Source organism: Paenibacillus sp. FSL P4-0127 (genome assembly GCF_038007325.1).
GTDB classification, from domain to species: Bacteria; Bacillota; Bacilli; order Paenibacillales; family Paenibacillaceae; genus Fontibacillus; species Fontibacillus macerans.
In genome coordinates this window covers 2,281,336-2,299,373 of record NZ_JBBOWY010000001.1, presented here as the reverse complement: position 1 = coordinate 2,299,373, position 18,038 = coordinate 2,281,336, and the positions used below count along the sequence as shown (strand labels likewise).

Sequence of the window (18,038 nt, the reverse complement as noted above, 5' to 3'; positions counted from 1 at the left end):
CGTCCGGCGCTTAGAGGGCAGGCATCCGGTCCGGAGTTGACAAGGTTACTTCCAAGGATGCGGCCAAAATGCGGCCGTTCACCTCACGCTCGGCCCCAAGCCGCAGCCGTTTAATCCGCGCCCCCTGCCAAGCTTCCTGTCAAGACCGCCCGCGCTTATTCGTCCCGCGAACCTGGACGACCTCCACAAACGGCGCGATCCGGTCCATCAGCCGCTGGCCTTTATGGGCCTCTTCCCCGTCCTTGCTCGTGAAGCTTAAATGCTTCTCCAGCGCGTTCAGCGAATAATTCGACGTGTAAAAAGTCGGCTTGCGGTTCATCCGGTAATTCAAAATCGAACCCAGAACATGATCGCGCACCCAAGGGTTCAAATTTTCCGCTCCGATATCGTCAAAAATGAGCAGATCCACCTGCTTCATCATCTCCACCGTTTCACGCAGCTTGTCGCTGTCCTGCAGCATCGACTTCAGCTCTTCCACGAATTCGGGCATATACACGATCGCCCCGGAATATCCCTCTTTGGCGAGCTCGTGCAAAAGATAGCACATCAGGAACGTTTTGCCCGTGCCAAAATGCCCTTCCAGGTACAGCCCCCTAGGCTTCAGGCCTTGTTCCCTAATCTCGTTGATGTAACGGAACACTTGGGCAACGGCCGGAGCCCGCAAGCTGTCCTTCGACATAATTTCCACTTCGCTGTAGCCTTCCTCCAGCGCCCGTTCATCCACATAAAAACTGTGGATCCGCTTTTTCACGGAAAGTTCCCGCTCATACTGCAGCTGCTTGCCGCAGGGCACCTGCAGATCCACCAGCTCCGGCTTGCCGCCCAGCTGCTCCACCGCCAGCTTCGTATAATGCCCGGGAAAATCGTTCGGGCAATTCGCGAGCCCGGGGCAGTTTTCGCAGTGCCGGCGGTCGTTCACATATTGATACAGCTTGGCCATGCCGCGCATCAGCTGCTGCTGTTCAAGCTCCGGATGGCTGCTGCGCAGCTCCCAGACCAGCGGATCGTTCATGAGTCTCGCGGCCAGTTCCTCCGAGCGCTGCCTTAGCTGCGAGCTTTTCATTTGCGACAGCAGTTCCCCCAGCGATTCCATGTCGCATTCACCTTCCCCGGCCCCCATGGCCCGTTATGATTCATATCCCTTTTTGCTTTTTGGCTTGCATCTGCTCCGCCATCTTGATCAGCTCGGCAAATTCCTCTTCGGACAAAGCCTGGTCATCCCCGGACTGCTGTACGATCGGAATCTCCGGCTTCGGCTTCGCGCTCCGGCCGGCGTAGGATCTTCCCCGTTTGGCGCCCCCGGCCGCCGCCGCGTTGCCGGCCGCTTTATCCTTGACCTTGGCCTGGTCCCTAATGTATTGAACCGCCTTCTCATAGGTGTCGACCTGTTTCAGCAGCATGTTCGCCGCGATCGCATCGATGAAATTGCGGTTGATCCGCTGCTCCCCGCCGGAGGTTAACAGCGACATCAAATAATGGATAAGTACGTTGATCACTTCGCCGGGCAGCTTATAGTTCAAATCGACTTTTTCAAAAATATCGAGCAGGTTGTCCGGCACCGTCCCCGGAAAAAACGTCTTCAATAGCCGGGTATACGGCTCGTTGCGCAGCATCATATTGTATTGATGAACATCGCATTTGCTCTGGAACTGCGGCGGAACATCCACGTAATACTCCATCTGCACCGCCACCTCTTCCGGATGGCTGATGGACTGGGCCGCCGAACCCGCCGCTTCTCCCCCGCGCAGCGAGACGATTTTGCCGTACGCAACCTCGCGCGCCTCCTTGCGCCGTTTTCCCTGCCGGAACTGCAAATTGGCCCTGTACTGCAATTCGTCCAGCAGGATGGCTCCGGCCGGATCAAACACGCCGTCCTCGTCGAGCAGCCGGCAGATGTCCTGCACGCCTAAATCGTACTTGCGGGCGATGTAATTCACGATCCCCATGCTTTCCGGGTCAAAGCGCAGCGCCTCCACAAACGGGCGGTTGCGCGACTCCCGGGGAAACCGGAGAATAATGTCGGCGTAATTGATCGCCTCTTCCTCCGGCCCCAGCAGCACGCCCGGCTGCCGGGCGATCGACGTCTCGGCGATCGCCTGCTCCAGCTCGTAATCGATCGAGTGCGTATTCAACTCAAAAATATCGTAAAACGGTACGGAAATATTTTCTTTGTTATAAGTTACGCCTGCCCAAGCCTCCGGTTCATTGCTGAACAGCTGTTCCCGCAGCGCCAGGACGGCAAATTTGCCGATTTTGTCGCGCAGCAGCAGCGTCAGATGCTGGGTTCTGAAAAACTCTGCAGGCGACAGCGGCGCCTGCAGCTCGTATTCGTACATATAATCGTCGCTGTCCGGTACGTACAGGCGGCAGGTCTGCAGCAGGCCGACGGCCTCCAGCTTGGAAGCCTGCTCGATCAGGAACTTCCTCCCCTTTTCGCTCGGGTCCACCCCCAGCGTCAGGAACAGCCTCCGCTGCTGCTCGACCCTGGAATAACCGACCTGCTCCAGCGGAACCTGTTCCGCCAGCAGCCGGTACAACGCCACGGCAAACGCCCCGACCATCGGCTGGTAGATCATGGCCAGCATCTTTCCGTCCACCGGGCTGAGACTGAAGTCGCGGTATACGCAATAACGGTGATTTTCGGTAAAATGCAGCATGTTGTTCATGCGCACGGCTTTATCGCCCCTTCCCTCTCACGCACAAATAGACTTTATCTATTTTAGCATAAAAGGCTTCGCCCTGAATCGCCTTTGGCATACAAAAATCGCCGTTTTTCCCCTCACACCGCGCTGGCGCCGCGTTTTACGCCCCTTTTTGCCTCCGAACAAAAATCGCCGAAAAAAAAAGAACCGTCCCGCTCCGCTCGGGGGACGATTCGCCAGCTCTCTATTCAGAGCTATTTATGATATAAATGCCATTGTGCATAATTTGATCGTTCCCCCGACAAAAAGCGCCGAACCTCCTCGATGGATATCCCCGCATCCTTGGCCATGGCGAGCAGAACCACCCATTCAGGGTCGATTTCCCCGGGGCACCGGTCACGAACAATAACCTGGGCGGATTTTTTCAACAACAATCCCCTCCTAAGATCATTATTTAGGCTTGTCCCCGGACAGACCAGCCATTTTAGTGTCCCTACCTTAGATCTGAGACTTTGTGCCAATGGATTACGGGCTTTCAGCCAGAAAGCTTCCTTAGTTCTTATTATAATGTCCCCGATCTGAAAAGTATGTCGTTCCGCGTAGGCCAAGCACGTAAATTTGATGGAAAAAGCTATATTTTATTGTTTAATTGTTACATTTGTTGTCAATTTTAGTAAATTCACTGATGCAAGTCACAAAACAAAGTTCTGTTCTTAACAAAGAACGAAATTTATAAATAATAAACGTAAACGGGCATAATACCAAGATAATTCAAGATATTTGTTCATTATTGAGAACAATCGAGCGAATTCGCGGGTTTCCTTTCTTTGGGAATTTCGTGTATATTTGAGTCACGGAATTCGTTCTTAATAAAGAACATATTAACGAACGAGCCGACCCCCTTGGAAAGGAGGAACCTTTTCTGCGAAGATCCCGAACCGGCGCGATCCGCAAACGGCGCAAAAACCGGAAGAAACAAAAGATGGTGAAAACGCTGCAATCCGGATTGATTTTTTCTACCTTGTTATTGTGGACCTCGCAGCAAGTCGGCACCACCTTCGGGGAATTCACCAGCGTACGCGAGGATCATTCGGAAATTAAGGCATGCCGGGTATTCCCCAGCCAAATTGAAAACCAACTGTCGCTGTTGGCTGAACACCTTGAACGGGCCGCTTCATTAAAAGGAAGATTGCTAGGCTCTGCCGTGACCCCTCCTGCCTATAATCCATCCGCTACCGATTTGGTTTACGATGGCGGCGAAGGAACAAACGAATTCGAGGCCGGCAGCCGGTTGGGGCCGGCCGCGGCCGGCCTGTCGGCGCGAATCGGCGAACTGAACGCCATGATTCAGCAGTTGGAGCAGCAAAAGGCCTTGAATCAGTCCATTTGGCAGGAGCTGCAGCGGGAACTTGCCGCCGCCTCCGCGCCGGTTCATGAACTGCTAACCTCGCTGAACGAGCTGGAGCCGAATTGCGCCGAACTGTCGCAAACGACGCTGCTGGACCGGATCACCGACCTTTTGGAGCGCAGTGGATTACATTCAGGCTCGTTAAGCCGGACGCTGCAAGAAATCCTAAGCTACTTGCGTTCCGTCCACCAATTAGGATCGCTGACGTCCGACGGCTTTGCGGCCGATAGCTATGCAACCGCTGCCTTTTTCGATGGCCGGGTCGCTATCGATGGGGATCCCGCCGGAGAAGAGTTGCTCGCTTATTTTGAAAGCGTACAAGCTTCCCTGCAGTCGGCCATAGCCGGTCTGACCGCCGGCATCTCCAGTCTGGAGGCACAGAGAGCGCAGCTGTTGCCGGAGGCGGAAGCGCAGCGGCCGGCGGAAATCGAGCGGCAGAAGCAGCTGCAGGAAGAGCAGGCCAAACAAGAAGAGCAAGCCGGTGAGAAGGAACCGGCCGCCCCGGACGGGTCCGGGAACCCGAGCGATGGCGAAACGCCTCCGCCGGGAGACAAACAAGCGGTAAAGGATAAAACGCCGGCCGAGGGAGATATCCCAACAGTTAGCGAGACCGGCGATGGGGAGACTCCGACGGCTGGAGAGAGCGGCGGCGGGGATGTACGGATTCCTGCGGATAGCGAAGGCGGCGACGGGGACGAACCTCCCTCCTCCGCTGAACAATCCGCCGATCCTAACGATTCGCATGCGAACAAACCATCGCCGCCTCAACCGGAACGGTCTGCCGCCGGCCCAAGTCCTGCTCAGCCCGAAGAACCCCCGGCTTCCGAAGATGGCGCGCCGGCCGAAGGCGGGCAACCCGGCGGCCAAAATTTGGATCAAGATGGGCCTGGCCAGGCAGATTCCGCGGATTCCGCGGATTCCGCAGATGCCGGTGCCGATGCCTCTCCCTCTCCCGCAAATGATCAGAAAGGCGGTGAATGAGTCATGCGGATTCGAAAATGGTTGGCAAATGCGCTGACGGTTCTGATGGCGGCTGCCTTTTTTACCGTGGCCGGCTCAGCCGTCATGTCGAAAATGTCCGGCAATGAACCGAATTTCTACGGTTATCAGTTGAAAACGGTACTGTCCGGCTCAATGGAACCCTCCATACCCACCGGTTCCATCGTGGCCATTAAGCCCGGAGGCGACATGACCCGATTTACCGCCGGCGATGTTATCACCTTCCGGGCGGACGAACAGAAACTGATCACCCACCGCATCGTCGAAGTCGCCCGCAATGAGCTAACCGGTCAGGTCCTTTACCGGACCAAAGGAGACAACAACGATGCCCCCGACCTGGAGCCGGTTGATCCGGCCAATGTCACCGGCGTTTACACCGGCTTTAACGTCCCTTATGCAGGATACGTTCTCAATTTCGCCGGGACAAAATTGGGGAATGTCACGCTGTTGATCGTCCCGGGGGCGCTTTTGTTCCTGTATGCCTTAGCCTCCTTATGGAAAGCCATTTCGGCGCTGGAAGACAAGAAGCCGGACCCGAACGCATCCCAACCGGACGCCAAGGCCCCATAACACAGTAAGTCGCTTGTTTCTAACTTTCGGTTGCTCTCCTTATGACTTCATAAGGATGCAATATAAAAAATCATTTAAAATAAGGGAGGAATTTTGTATGGGTATCAAAAAGACATTAGGTTTCGGAGTAGCCACCGCAGCGCTTGGATTGACTTTGATCGGCGGAGGAACGTTCGCTTATTTTAGCGATTCCGTGGAAACGACCGGTACGTTCGCCGCAGGCACCTTGGATCTCAACTCCGATCCGACGGCGATCATCGACGTGGGCAATCTTAAGCCGGGGGATACCGCCACCCGTACGTTCAAGCTGAAAAACGACGGCACGCTCGACATCGCCAAGGTATTGCTGAAAACGACCTATACGGTTGTGAATAAGCCGGGGGCTCCTGAAAACACGGATGACTTCGGCAAACATATCGTCGTTAGATTTTTAAAGAACATCGACAAAAAAGAAACCGTCATTTACCAAACCACGCTGTATGACCTGCAAAATCAAGCTCCTGACGCCGTGGAAAACAAATGGGTGGCCTGGTTCGAAGAGCATGGTGGCTTGAAAGCCGGCGATACCGACGACCTGATCGTTAACTTCGAATTCAAGGATAACGGCCAGGATCAAAACGAATTCCAAGGTGACGCTTTGAACCTGAAATGGACGTTCGAAGCGAAGCAGGGCGCAGGAGAAGTCAAATAATTCAGCCGTCAAACCGAAGCAGAACACCTTGGCCCGCTCCTCGGGTTAAGGTGTTCTTTACTTAACGTAATTCCGACTATACGCCTTTGTCCTATCACGTATATTTTGATATAATGGCATCAAATTATTCTGATAGAAGGGCGACGGCTACATGGCAGAACGTATTGGCGAACGCATTCAGAAAATCCGCCAGGATCGGGGATATTCCTTGTCCGAGCTTGCGGATAAAGCGGATGTAGCAAAATCCTACCTGAGCAATGTCGAACGAAATATTCAAACGAATCCTTCCATTTCCTTCATCGAGAAGATCGCCGATGCTTTAAACGTTTCGATCCACCTGCTCTTGTACGGCGACCGCCCTGCGGAGGACTTGCTTGACCCGGAATGGTGGGAGCTGGTGCAGGAAGCGATGACTTCGGGCGTCAGCAAAAAAGAGTTCAAGGACTTCCTCGAATACCAGAAATGGAAAATGGGACAGAAGAACTAACGGCCAGCGCAAAAAGCGCAAAAAACCTCACTGCCGGCGAGGTCCTTTGCATGCGCAATCCCATACGTTGGATTCGCGAGGGGAATAGGTATGGGTTTCCCCCCCACATCCATTCCCCTTTTCGGTTTTTACCCCGAGAACCCTTTCCTCCTTTTATCAGCCATCAGCAGAAGCATCGAGAATTTCGGCTTCATCTTCCAAACTTTGGACAGACGCTCTAACGGTTGCCACAAGCGTTATTTGTGCCAAAAACGTTGATTTCAAATTGTAACGGTTGTCATAGCGCTTATTCCACTGATATCCGGCTATTTTGGCTTAGATTCAGGCAAATAACGACGCTTACAACCGTTAGAATTTAGAAAAGGTCTTTTTTCGGAAAATAGCCGCTGCTGCAACCGTTAAATTTCCGGGTAGCTTTTTTTGGGAAATGTTTAGCAAAAGTTAATGCAACGCTAGTGAGGTAAATAAGGTCAGCTGTGTACAGCTGTGTCCGTTATATTTTGCAAACCTCCGTTTTTCCGCAAATAACGACTCTGGTGTCCCTTACCTGCAGATTCCTCTTCCCCTCTCTCCTGCGTATCGTCCGCCATACTTTTCAAGGAAGCCCGGCCCGCGTTTAGAGGTAGTTTTTCTTGCCTTAAAACATTTTATATCCGGCCTGCCGAAGCTTGCGGATCGTCCACCCGCTGAGGATAGCTCCGCCAAGCCCGGCCAGCGCCGTCAAGTAATCGACCAGCCGGAACGAGGCCAAATAAACGCCGAAGCTTTTATCATGGTTCCACAAGGTGTACACGACGATCGGCAAAATGACCAAAATGAAAATATATGCGGGAAACCACGTCGTTTTCATCAGCATGTTCAAGATAAAACCGATGCCGAACATCATGACGAAAAACAAAACCATCAGAATTAATACGATGAGCCAGCCCATCGTTCTCCCACCCTTCTAAGAGGTAGTTCAAAAAGTCATCTTTCGATCACGAAGCAATAGCAGGGAGCCTATTCGACATCGAATCTTGAATTCAGTCGGTCGCTCCGTTGCTCACGTAGGTTCTCCTACGCTCCGCTACTCACTCCCTCCTTCATCCAACCTTCTCGGTGCTCCAAACCTGACTGTCTGAACCTTTATTGAAACGGTAGTTCAAAAAGTCATCTTTCGATCACGAAGCAATAGCAGGGAGCCTATTCGACATCGAATCTTGAATTCAGTCGGTCGCTCCGTTGCTCACGTAGGTTCTCCTACGCTCCGCTACTCACTCCCTCCTTCATCCAACCTTCTCGGTGCTCCAAACCTGACTGTCTGAACCTTTATTGAAACGGTAGTTCAAAAAGTCATCTTTCGATCACGAAGCAATAGCAGGGAGCCTATTCGACATCGAATCTTGAATTCAGTCGGTCGCTCCGTTGCTCCAAACCTGACTGTTCGAACCTTTATTGAAACGGTAGTTCAAAATGTGAACTATAAAATAAATCACACGAATTCAAGCTAGTAGTTAGTTTACTAGAAAAAATGTAACGAAGCAATGAACTTTGGATGAAATATCGATGAACTGATTTGCCCCGTCTGCCAACCATGCGCTACAATAAGGGGAGTGTAATTTCCATACTTTTGATAGCGTTTAGAAATTGATCTGGGAGTGATTATAAATGAACGAAGCGGCATTAACCCTGGATGGTTGGTATGCCCTCCACGATTTCCGCACGATCGACTGGAAAGCCTGGAAAGCGGCGGACGACGAAGAACGCGCCGGCGCCCTGGAGGAACTGCATCATTTTCTGCAGGAATGGAACGACATGGAGCAAAATAAAACGGGCAGCACCGCGGTCTACTCGATCGTCGGCCAGAAAGCGGACATCGTGTTTATGCATCTCCGGGAAACGATGGAGGAACTGAACGCGCTGGAAACGGCCTTTAATAAAACGACGTTCGCGGAATATACGACAAAGGCTTATTCCTACGTCAGCGTCGTCGAGCTCAGCAACTATTTGGGCTCCGGCGACGGCGACCCTAAAGCCAATCCGGAAGTGATGGCCCGCCTGCAGCCGATTCTGCCCAAAGCGAAGCATATTTGCTTCTATCCGATGAACAAAAAACGCGACCTCAGCGATAACTGGTACATGCTGTCGATGGAGGAGCGCCGCGCCATGATGCGCAGCCACGGCATGATCGGGCGAGGTTATGCCGGCAAAGTGAAGCAGATCATCACCGGCTCCGTCGGCTTCGATGATTGGGAATGGGGCGTTACGCTGTTCTCCGACGACCCGCTGCAGTTCAAAAAGCTGGTGTACGAAATGCGCTTCGACGAAGTGAGCGCACGCTTCGGCGAATTCGGCAGCTTTTTCGTCGGCAATCTGCTCAACGCCGAGCTGCTTGACGAAATGCTGAAGATGTAACAAGCAATTTATAAAAAGGAATACTGGGGGATATGGGGCTTTGCGGGCGGTTTCGCCGTTACGTCCCATATCCCTTTTCCTTTATCCTCGTCGTACCAGCCGCTATCTCCCTCCATTGCCACTACGAACTGCAAAAGTGCAGTCCCTTCTCACCAAAAATGCCGCAAAATAGCCGATCAAATGCAAAAAGCCCCGGACGAAAAAAAGGCGCGCCCTTTAACATCATGAGCACGCCCTCCTTCTATTCATCTTCATCCCCGGATTTCAGCGATTCGAGAAATTCCGCCGTCGCCCGGTCGCGGTCCCGGCTTTTCTCCTTCAGCCGCTCGATCGCCGGAAGGATCAGGATATCGACTTCCTTCTGAATCGTATACGACAAGTCGTAGCGCTGCTGCGACTCGAGGAAGGAGCCGACCTCCATCAGCGCATTGTACCGGTCCAGCTCCTCCCGGGTCAACAGTCCGCGCACCTGCACGCTGCAGTGGCGCATTTTAGAAAAATCTGCCTTTTCTCAGCACGAGCGGAATGCCGCCGATAATAAACAGGTAACGCATATCCACCAGTTTCTTCAACTGGGCCGCCACCCAGCCTTTATATTTCTTGCCGAACGCCGAAGCGATCGCTTCGCCTTTGCCGAGGGAAGCCACCGTTCCTTTGTGGCTGAATACGAATTTCTTCATCTCCTTGCCGCGGATTGAAGCTACGACGTTTTGCGCGCAAGTGACGCCCTGCTGCATGGCGATTTGCGCCGTCGGAGGATACGGCCGGCCCTCCGGATTAAAAAACAGCGAGTTGTCGCCGATAATATAAATGTTGTCATGTCCCGGCGCCCGCAAATACTCGTCGACTTTTACGCGCCCGCGGGCCGTTTCGAAGCCTGCCGCTTCAATCAGCCGGTTGCCGCGGATACCGCCGGTCCAAACCACCGTGGCCGACTTGATCTCTTCGCCCGTGGCCAGAACCACGCCGTCTTGCGTGCATTCCTTGATCGCCAGGCCGATTTTGAACTGGACGCCTTTCTTGCGGAGCACTTCCATCGCGTAATCGACCAGTTCGGGATCAAAACCGGGAAGCGCCGTCGGTGCCGCTTCCACATTGTATACATTGACCAGGTTCGGATCGACGTCGTATTCTTTGCACAGCCGCGGGATGCGGTCGGCCAGCTCGGCCACGAATTCGATGCCGCTGAACCCGGCGCCGCCCACCACGAAATTCAAACGATCGGTGCGGGTTTCATCCAATTTGTACAGCGCAAACTGATATTCGATATGCTGCCGGATCAAGCGCACGGAGTTGATGCTGCGGATCGTCATCGCATATTCCGTCAGCCCCGGAATGCCAAACGATTCCGGTTCGCCGCCCAGCGCAATAATAAGGTAATCGTATGACAACGTGCCGTCCTGAAGCACGACTTTCTTATCGGCCAGGCGGATTTCCTGAACATTGGATTTTACCAAATCGATTTTGAATTCATCGATCAGCTTGGAAATCGCCACGCGGGTGCGATCGATCGAATCGGTTCCCGCCGCGGGCATATGCAGATGGGTCGTAAAATAATGATAATCGTGACGGTTGACCAGGGTAACGTCCGCTTCGTTGTAGTTCAATTCCTTCTGCAGACGCTGCGCGGTTAGAATACCGCCGTAACCCGCCCCAAGAATCACGATCTTCGGTATGGTACTCATGAACTTGTTCTCCTTCCAAATGTAAGCACTCTATATTTGTTTATTAACCCAATGATGTTAATGTGAAAATTCACACATAAGAAAAGCTTCTATCCACGTATATTCAAATAAAAAAATAGCCTCTATCTAATTTTGGCCGTTTTATTTGTAAATTTTGCGACATTTGTCACAATAAGTTTAAACGTTGTCTGTATGAATATCAAAACAATGGAGCAGTATTTTTCATAAATGTACTTTTTTCGTCACATATAAATGTACATACATTTGAATAATATCGGCTTTTACATAAAAGATCAAGTCTTAATTTGCGCGCCATTGCGGGACTTTCCGCCTTTTTCTTGACGTTTTTCGGCCTGCCCGCCCTTTCCTTTGCAAGTCCAAGCGGGGCGTTTATAATAAAGTAGAAATGACATTTATAAAAGAGAAACCATCTGGAGGTGTTTGATCCGTGTCATCCCAAAGCAATAGCGGTGATTTTACCGACCTGCTGATCATCGGCGGGGGTCCTGCAGGCATGTTCGCCGCCTTTTACGGAGGAATGAGAAAGGCTTCCGTCAAACTTATCGAAAGTATGCCTCAACTGGGGGGGCAGGTTGCTGCCCTTTACCCTGAGAAATATATTTATGATATCGCCGGCTTCCCCAAGATCACCGGTCAGGAGCTGATCAACAACCTGAACGAGCAGCTCAAGCTGTTTCAGCCGGATATCCGGCTGGAGGAGAAAGTGCTCCAAATCGAAAAGAAGGACGAACGCCATTTCGTGGTAACGACCGATAAAGACGTGCATCAGGCGCGCGCCATCATTATTACCGCTGGCGTCGGCGCCTTCGAACCGCGCCGGCTGGAGCTCGAAAACGCCGAAGCGTTCGAGAAAACGAACCTTCATTATTTCGTCAGCGACATGAACCGGTTCCGCGGCAAAAAAGTGCTGATCAGCGGCGGCGGCGACTCCGCCGTGGACTGGGCGCTCATGCTTGAACCGATCGCCGAGCAAGTGACGCTCATTCACCGCCGGGACAAATTCCGCGCTCATGAACACAGCGTGGAGCAGCTCATGAACTCCCGCGTGCATGTGATCACGCCGACGGAAATCGCCGCGCTGCACGGCGGAGAGCGTATCGAACGCGTCACTCTGGCCGACGTCAAAACCAAGGAAACCCAGGAGATCGCCGTCGATGACGTCATCGTCAATTTCGGCTTCGTTTCCTCACTCGGGCCGATCGCCGAATGGGGGCTCGACATCGAAAGCAACGCGATCGTCGTCGATTCGCGGATGGAAAGCTCGATTCCCGGTATTTTTGCCGCCGGAGACATTACGACATATCCCGGCAAACTCGATCTGATCGCCGTCGGCTTCGGCGAAGCGCCAACCGCGGTCAACAACGCCAAGGTGTATATCGACCCGGACGCCAAACTGTCTCCGGGCCACAGCAGCAACATGAAACTGTAATCCGTACATGAGATTGCAAACAAAAGGGTATCTTACCTATACGGAATATTCTGCCGTAAAGGAGAGATACCCTTTGCCATTTATATGCCCGCTATGCAACGGCTTGGCGCCATTAACCGCCACCTGTCCCGATTGCGGACACGTACTGGAGAACGCCGGACGGAAAGAAGACTACGTCGGGCCTTACAGCCCTTACGGTTCGGCGGATCAATACACCTCCGCGATTTCCGCGAGCATTCCGTCCGGCTGCGAACATGTCGTTCAATGTCCGCATTGTCATGAAGCTTATATTTATCATGTGAACGCTTGGCAAGCGCCTTAAAAGTTGTGGATAACTCGGGGTACATCCAAGCTGTGAATAAGTTGTCCCATTTTAATGCACGACGGACGACACGGCCAGCTCCAATTCGCGTTTGTGGATTTCTGCTAACAGCAATGCGATAAACTCCCGATCCAACTGCAACTCCGTCGCTTTTTGGTAGGATTCCAGGAGCAGCTCATCCGTTAACAGCGCCATTAGTCACACATCCTTTCTATATTTTTCCTCATCATAACAGGAAAAGTTTAGTAGAACAAGTGTTCCTGTTATCCACAAAAGCTTGTGGAAATCCTGTGAATAACATGTTATTAATCGGCGAAAAGCGTTGAAAAATGTATTGGGATAATGTGGATAAAAGTTATTCACAGGATAGCCGCACCGTTTTTTCTACCAAAAATTTTTTTTGAGAATCATAGATTTTCGATTCTTTTCTTACTGCGGTCGTGTATTCACCTCAAAAATCCATATCTTGCCGCTGTGGTCCAGGCCGTAATCAAACCCGAGCGACCCGATGCCCGGAAAAGCATTTTCCAAAATGCGCACACAGGTATTGGTCAGCGATCGCATTTCCCGGCGTTTGCGGACGGACGCTTTCCGGCCCAACGACCGTCCCAGCCCTTCGCGCGCGCTTAACATCGTTCCGCCTTTGCAGAGATTGGTGACAAACAGTCCCGGCCGGGCGAGGCGTCCCACCATGGCGCGATAAACCCAAGTTCCGTTGCTTTTGACGACTTTGACCCGGTAGTCGATCGGCCGTCCGGAGATCGTGGCCAGATGAATGCCTTGCTGAATGATATATTTCCGCCCGGCTTTGGCGCGGTTCAACGCCCGATACATGGCCTCGAAACTGGAAAATGCTCTCCGCTTTGACATATAGGTAAAAGCGTAAATCCCACCTGCATAAGTGACCTTGATTACGCCGTATCCCCCGCCGCCGCGAATCGGTTTGATCACGACCATGCCAAACTGATGCAGCATTTGCTTCAGGGAGTCGGCGCTGTACAATCGGGTAAGCGGTATGTGGGGGGCCACGTCCGCGTTGCTAAGTAGCGCCTCGGTTTTCAGCCATTTATTGGCCAGCTGTCTTCCCGCCATTACACCATCCCCTTTCTCGCACTATACGATATACTACTCAAAGAAAGAGAGATATTCTTGGATGTTTGTCCGAGGCTTCCCGCCTCTTTTCCCGTCCGCCCTTCAGAAACGCGCGGGCGGCCGCTTGCGGAAGCATTTTTTGCAATTTTGGGGAATTAGCGTATATGATGAGGAAAACAATGGATTACACCCTATCAAGAGAGGAGAATGAAAGTTTTGGATGCGGGGCAATCGTTTGAGGCTAAATTTTTTCAAGTATTGTACTGGTTTGCGATGATCGCGATGTCGCTGATCCTGGCGGCGATTACCGTCGCCTTGTTCCTGACCGGGTTCAAAATGATCAAAAGCTCGCGCAAAGGACTGGGCATCGGCTGCATCGTCTTTTCGCTGGTCGCCGCCGGCATGATCGTAATGATGGTTAACCGTCAATTTTTCTAGCATGCAAGCTGGCCCCCCCGGCCGCGAATCATGGATTCAGGACGTTACCGGCGCCATTTTTTTTGGAACCAAATCGTTCTGATACGTATTACTCTACATAAATAAAATTTTAATGTTAGTTTGAGTCAGGATTACAGGGGGTTAAAATTGCATGGGAACCACTCAGCTTTGGAGCGAACGGTTCAAAAAGTTATTCATCAACAATCGTTTTGTGCTGTTTCTGCTAATTTTGCTGCTTATCGGCTTGAATATTTTCGTATTCACCAAAATCTCGTTTGTGTTCAAACCGGTCACGGTGCTGCTCAAAACGGTACTGCTGCCGATCCTGCTGACAGGGGCGATCTACTACCTGCTGAATCCGCTTGTGGATTGGCTGGAGGGCAAAAGAGTCCGGCGGGTTTACACCATTACCGCCTTATATCTTTTCATCGCGGGGATCATCACGGTGGTCATCATGAGCGTCGTTCCTCTGGTGAAGCAGCAAGTGACCGGCCTGATTGAAAATATTCCGCAATACAGCACCGAAATTCAGGGGCAATTCGAGGATCTGATCGGGGGCGATTTCTTTTATCAGCTCCAGGAATCGACGGGATTCAACCCGAACGACCTCGGCAACACGTTATCCGAACGGGCTACCGCGCTGCTCAATAGCGCCTGGTCCGGCATCGGCGGCTTCCTGGGGGCAGTCAAAAACGTCGTGCTGGCGATCGTCACCGTACCGTTTATTTTGTTTTACCTGCTGAAGGACGGCAAAAAGCTGCCGCATTTTATTTTACGATTCGTACCCGTCCGTTTGCGCCAGCAAACCCACCATGTCATGACGGAAATGAACGGCCAGATCAGCTCCTATATCCGCGGGCAAATTATCGTCAGCTTCTGCATCGGGGCGCTGATGTACGTCGGCTTCCTGATTATCGGGCTCGACTATTCGCTTGTGCTGGCCATCATCGCCGCGTTTACGAGCATCGTGCCGTACTTGGGGCCGGCGATTGCGATTACGCCCGCGTTGATCATCGCCCTGGTCACGTCGCCGATCATGCTGGTGAAGCTGATTGTCGTCTGGACGGTCGTGCAGTTGATCGAAGGCAAATTTATTTCGCCGCAAATTATGGGCAAGTCGCTGAAAATCCATCCGATTACGATCATTTTCGTTATCCTGACCGCCGGCAATCTGTTTGGGGTGCTCGGCATCATTTTAGCCGTCCCGGGATACGCCGTGCTCAAGGTCATTTGCACGCATCTGTTCCAATGGTTCGAACGGCGTTCGGGGCTGTACGAGCCGGAGGCGAACGCCGCGGCCGCGGGTCATGAGGAAAGCGTAAACGGATCATCCAAAGAATAGTCCTGCGGGAGGGATTCGATATGTGCGGGCGGTTTACGATTACACTGCCGATCGATGAATTAATGCTGCATTACCTTATCCAGGAATCGGCAATCTTCAATTATATGCCGAGGTACAATGCCGCTCCCATGCAGTTTATCCCCGCGATCATCCAGGGCAAAACGGGCAACCGGCTGGGGGAACTGCGCTGGGGGCTGGTGCCTTCCTGGGCGAAGGACGATAAAATCGGCAGCAAAATGATCAATGCCCGGGCCGAGACGTTAACCGAAAAGCCTTCCTTCGCCCGCCTGCTGGCTTCCCGCCGCTGCATCATCCCGGCCGACGGTTTTTACGAATGGCAGCAGCGGGAGGGGGTTAAGCAGCCGTACCGGATCGTCCTGCAGGACGGCGGCCCGTTCTCCCTGGCCGGGCTTTACGATATTTGGGCGGACGCGGACGGGAACAAACTCGCCACCTGCACGATCATCACTACGGAGCCCAATGCGCTGATGGCCGAAATCCATAACCGTATGCCGGTCATCCTCCACCGGGAAGACGAGGCCGAGTGGCTGGCCCGCGACCATGCGGACGTCCCTGCCCTGCTCCGCTTGCTCAGGCCCTACGATGCCGACCAAATGCGCGCCTATCCGGTCTCGCCGAAGGTCGGCAACGTCCGGAACGATTCGCCCGAGCTAATGGTGGAAGTGAAGTAGGGGGGCCGTCGCTCCAGTAGCTTCGCTTCTCATTGGCTCCATCTTTAATTGGAAATATCCAATAGATCGATTGAAATCGCCCGCAATTTTGAACTCTCATTGGAAAAATCCAATAGAATTCACGCAACCCGCCTGTTTTGCCCTCTGCCGAACCTAATCTATTGGAATTATCCAATCAGCCGGATGGCTTATAAGTCATTTTCCCAATCAATTGGATAATTCCAATCAGAACGTTGTGCCAGGCCGGTAAACGCATGGATTAAATTGAGACTAGGAGGATTACATTGGACAAGCTGAACATTATACCTGGGCAATCCAGGCGAATACTATTAAGTCAAAAGGCGCGGTGTTCTCAACTAAAGAACCCGCGCCTTTATTTTAGTTATTCAGCCGCATGCCGAAACGGCGGAGACGCAGCATAAAGAAGATGGTATACTTGGCTATGCACGAAAAAATACGAAAGGTTAGGTGAGGCCGCTTGATCCGGGTCATCTTGTATTTATTGGCCATTATCAGTGCAAACGTAATAACGGCGGCCTTTTCTCCCCTGGCTTGGGGACCGTTTATCGTTCCGATGGGGACGTTTCTGATAGGTGCGACGTTTATTCTTCGGGACCTGGTGCAAAAACGGATTGGACGCCGCGCAACATATTTGGTAATTTTAGCTGCTCTAGTCTTGTCCGCAATTTCGTCGGCCCTGCTTGGCGACACGCTGCTCATCACCGTGGCCAGCGCGATTACTTTTGCGCTATCCGAAACGATTGATACCGAGATATTTACGCGTCTGAAAGCCAGTCTGGCAAAACGTGTGCTATACAGCGGTTTGGTTGGCGGCGCGGTCGATAGTGCGGTTTTTGTCATCATCGGACTCTCTCCGCTGGGGGCCGGAATCCTTCCGTGGTCTGCGGTTCCGGCAGCCATTCTCGGCCAGTACCTCGTAAAATCGGCTATGCAGGCGATTGGAGCCGGTATTGTCTCGCGTATATTGCAACATAAAGAAAGCGCCGTTTAATCGCGGCGCTTTTCTGCGTTTATCCCAATAAAATTTCCCGATTAAACTGAGCCAATCGGCGGTTGGACAGTTTGGTTACGCTAAGTACATATAGTCACGGTCGTGCGTCTAGTTTTGCGTTTATCACCTCTTGTCCTTCACGTAAAGCGCGGAGTATTGCTGCCATTTAAACATAACCCGTTTTACCTGGTGAAACTAACCCAGGGGATATTAATAATCCAGTAGGCGACCATTATCATTCCATTGACCGTACATTTTATTTTCTCTCGTGTTTGTTATGAATTTGTCTAATCTACTCATAAATAATTCCGGCTGATTTCTAACGCTCTGGATTGTGTCGATCCGAACTCTTTTATAAAGATCAGGAAAAGCCATAAAATTCTCATATACTTGCCTTTCCTCTTTTAGCCTTTGCTCTATCCCCTTATCTATTCTAAAAGAATCCGGATTCATATCAGGAAGAACCTTTCTTCCCTCATCTCTTATTAACCCCAACTTTTCAAGGCGGCGGACACGTTCTTTATTTAATTCAGTCCACGAACTTTTTTTACTTCTAGGAGACAGTCTCTGCGCCAGCTCCGTTTCAGATATTTTCTTTTTGACCCCATCAATCCATCCAAAGCACAACGCTTCCTCTACGGCGTCCAAATATAACAACATATCAGGGGTGGGCTTCATACTAACCAACACCCAGCAGAACTTTTCAATCTTGCAATTTTCCTGCAGCCAGATCCTTAAATCTCCTCTCGATTTTACTTGAATTAAATTTTCAATTTCCATCATTAAAATCCCTTTTCCTTTCTAATTTGATGAT

General features: G+C 51.9%; 20 protein-coding genes. 11 read left to right on the top strand and 9 right to left on the bottom strand.

The annotated features are described in order from the left end of the window. Positions 1-139: 139 nt before the first annotated feature. The 3 genes from dnaI to NYE74_RS10255 form a co-directional block, all read right to left on the bottom strand. Positions 140-1,093, bottom strand: coding sequence for a primosomal protein DnaI (gene dnaI, locus NYE74_RS10265; RefSeq protein ID WP_036620126.1), 954 nt, complete (start codon positions 1,091-1,093; stop codon positions 140-142). Between the two features lie 40 nt (positions 1,094-1,133). After that, entirely contained in the window at positions 1,134-2,672 is a 1,539-nt protein-coding gene (locus NYE74_RS10260) for a DnaD domain protein (protein WP_124333710.1), read from the bottom strand. A gap of 224 nt (positions 2,673-2,896) precedes the next feature. Further along, positions 2,897-3,070: an anti-repressor SinI family protein gene (locus NYE74_RS10255; RefSeq protein WP_082207686.1), complete on the bottom strand. Its 174-nt coding sequence runs from the start codon at positions 3,068-3,070 to the stop codon at positions 2,897-2,899. 554 nt (positions 3,071-3,624) lie between these two features. Between NYE74_RS10255 and NYE74_RS10250 the strand changes: the two genes are divergently transcribed. From NYE74_RS10250 to NYE74_RS10235, 4 genes are all read left to right on the top strand, one after another. Beyond that, positions 3,625-5,031: a hypothetical protein gene (locus NYE74_RS10250; RefSeq protein ID WP_341004776.1), complete on the top strand. Its 1,407-nt coding sequence runs from the start codon at positions 3,625-3,627 to the stop codon at positions 5,029-5,031. Positions 5,032-5,034: 3 nt separating this feature from the next. Beyond that, complete coding sequence (sipW, locus tag NYE74_RS10245) at positions 5,035-5,619, top strand: signal peptidase I SipW (protein WP_036620122.1); 585 nt, start codon at positions 5,035-5,037, stop codon at positions 5,617-5,619. Between the two features lie 97 nt (positions 5,620-5,716). Further along, positions 5,717-6,310 (top strand): TasA family protein, encoded by a 594-nt coding sequence (locus NYE74_RS10240; protein WP_213510950.1) that lies wholly within the window; start codon positions 5,717-5,719, stop codon positions 6,308-6,310. A 151-nt stretch (positions 6,311-6,461) separates the two neighbouring features. Then, positions 6,462-6,797 (top strand): helix-turn-helix domain-containing protein, encoded by a 336-nt coding sequence (locus NYE74_RS10235; protein ID WP_036620116.1) that lies wholly within the window; start codon positions 6,462-6,464, stop codon positions 6,795-6,797. Positions 6,798-7,434: 637 nt separating this feature from the next. Here NYE74_RS10235 and NYE74_RS10230 read toward each other — a convergent pair. Then, positions 7,435-7,728, bottom strand: coding sequence for a YuiB family protein (locus NYE74_RS10230; RefSeq protein WP_036620114.1), 294 nt, complete (start codon positions 7,726-7,728; stop codon positions 7,435-7,437). A gap of 716 nt (positions 7,729-8,444) precedes the next feature. On the opposite strand from NYE74_RS10230, the gene hemQ reads away from it, so the two are divergent. Beyond that, positions 8,445-9,191, top strand: coding sequence for a hydrogen peroxide-dependent heme synthase (gene hemQ / locus NYE74_RS10225; RefSeq protein ID WP_036620113.1), 747 nt, complete (start codon positions 8,445-8,447; stop codon positions 9,189-9,191). A gap of 241 nt (positions 9,192-9,432) precedes the next feature. On the opposite strand, the gene NYE74_RS10220 is transcribed toward hemQ, so the two are convergent. Then, positions 9,433-9,681, bottom strand: a complete 249-nt coding sequence (locus NYE74_RS10220; protein ID WP_036620105.1) for a hypothetical protein — start codon at positions 9,679-9,681, stop codon at positions 9,433-9,435. Position 9,682: 1 nt separating this feature from the next. Further along, positions 9,683-10,876 (bottom strand): NAD(P)/FAD-dependent oxidoreductase, encoded by a 1,194-nt coding sequence (locus tag NYE74_RS10215; RefSeq protein WP_326045082.1) that lies wholly within the window; start codon positions 10,874-10,876, stop codon positions 9,683-9,685. 448 nt (positions 10,877-11,324) lie between these two features. Here NYE74_RS10215 and NYE74_RS10210 point away from each other — a divergent pair, with 448 nt between their 5' ends. Beyond that, positions 11,325-12,326 (top strand): NAD(P)/FAD-dependent oxidoreductase, encoded by a 1,002-nt coding sequence (locus NYE74_RS10210; RefSeq protein WP_036620099.1) that lies wholly within the window; start codon positions 11,325-11,327, stop codon positions 12,324-12,326. A 73-nt stretch (positions 12,327-12,399) separates the two neighbouring features. Continuing rightward, positions 12,400-12,648 carry a hypothetical protein gene (locus NYE74_RS10205; RefSeq protein ID WP_036620096.1) on the top strand — a complete coding sequence of 83 codons (249 nt, stop codon included), beginning with the start codon at positions 12,400-12,402 and terminating at the stop codon, positions 12,646-12,648. Between the two features lie 51 nt (positions 12,649-12,699). On the opposite strand, the gene NYE74_RS10200 is transcribed toward NYE74_RS10205, so the two are convergent. Beyond that, positions 12,700-12,843: a sporulation histidine kinase inhibitor Sda gene (locus tag NYE74_RS10200; protein ID WP_115311353.1), complete on the bottom strand. Its 144-nt coding sequence runs from the start codon at positions 12,841-12,843 to the stop codon at positions 12,700-12,702. A 234-nt stretch (positions 12,844-13,077) separates the two neighbouring features. After that, positions 13,078-13,740 (bottom strand): YheC/YheD family protein, encoded by a 663-nt coding sequence (locus tag NYE74_RS10195; protein WP_036620094.1) that lies wholly within the window; start codon positions 13,738-13,740, stop codon positions 13,078-13,080. A 207-nt stretch (positions 13,741-13,947) separates the two neighbouring features. Here NYE74_RS10195 and NYE74_RS10190 point away from each other — a divergent pair, with 207 nt between their 5' ends. From NYE74_RS10190 to NYE74_RS10175, 4 genes are all read left to right on the top strand, one after another. Further along, positions 13,948-14,178 (top strand): hypothetical protein, encoded by a 231-nt coding sequence (locus NYE74_RS10190; protein WP_051985289.1) that lies wholly within the window; start codon positions 13,948-13,950, stop codon positions 14,176-14,178. A gap of 151 nt (positions 14,179-14,329) precedes the next feature. Further along, complete coding sequence (locus NYE74_RS10185; RefSeq protein ID WP_036620091.1) at positions 14,330-15,520, top strand: AI-2E family transporter; 1,191 nt, start codon at positions 14,330-14,332, stop codon at positions 15,518-15,520. A 20-nt stretch (positions 15,521-15,540) separates the two neighbouring features. Continuing rightward, positions 15,541-16,212, top strand: a complete 672-nt coding sequence (locus NYE74_RS10180; RefSeq protein WP_316560640.1) for an SOS response-associated peptidase — start codon at positions 15,541-15,543, stop codon at positions 16,210-16,212. A 481-nt stretch (positions 16,213-16,693) separates the two neighbouring features. After that, the gene (locus NYE74_RS10175) at positions 16,694-17,224 is read left to right on the top strand and encodes a VUT family protein (RefSeq protein WP_036627630.1); all 531 of its coding nucleotides are present in this window, start codon (positions 16,694-16,696) and stop codon (positions 17,222-17,224) included. 210 nt (positions 17,225-17,434) lie between these two features. Here the strand turns inward: NYE74_RS10175 and NYE74_RS10170 are convergent, their stop codons facing one another. Continuing rightward, a complete protein-coding gene (locus NYE74_RS10170; protein ID WP_036627629.1) occupies positions 17,435-18,004 on the bottom strand; it encodes a YdeI/OmpD-associated family protein in 570 nt (189 codons plus the stop codon). Positions 18,005-18,038: the final 34 nt, after the last annotated feature.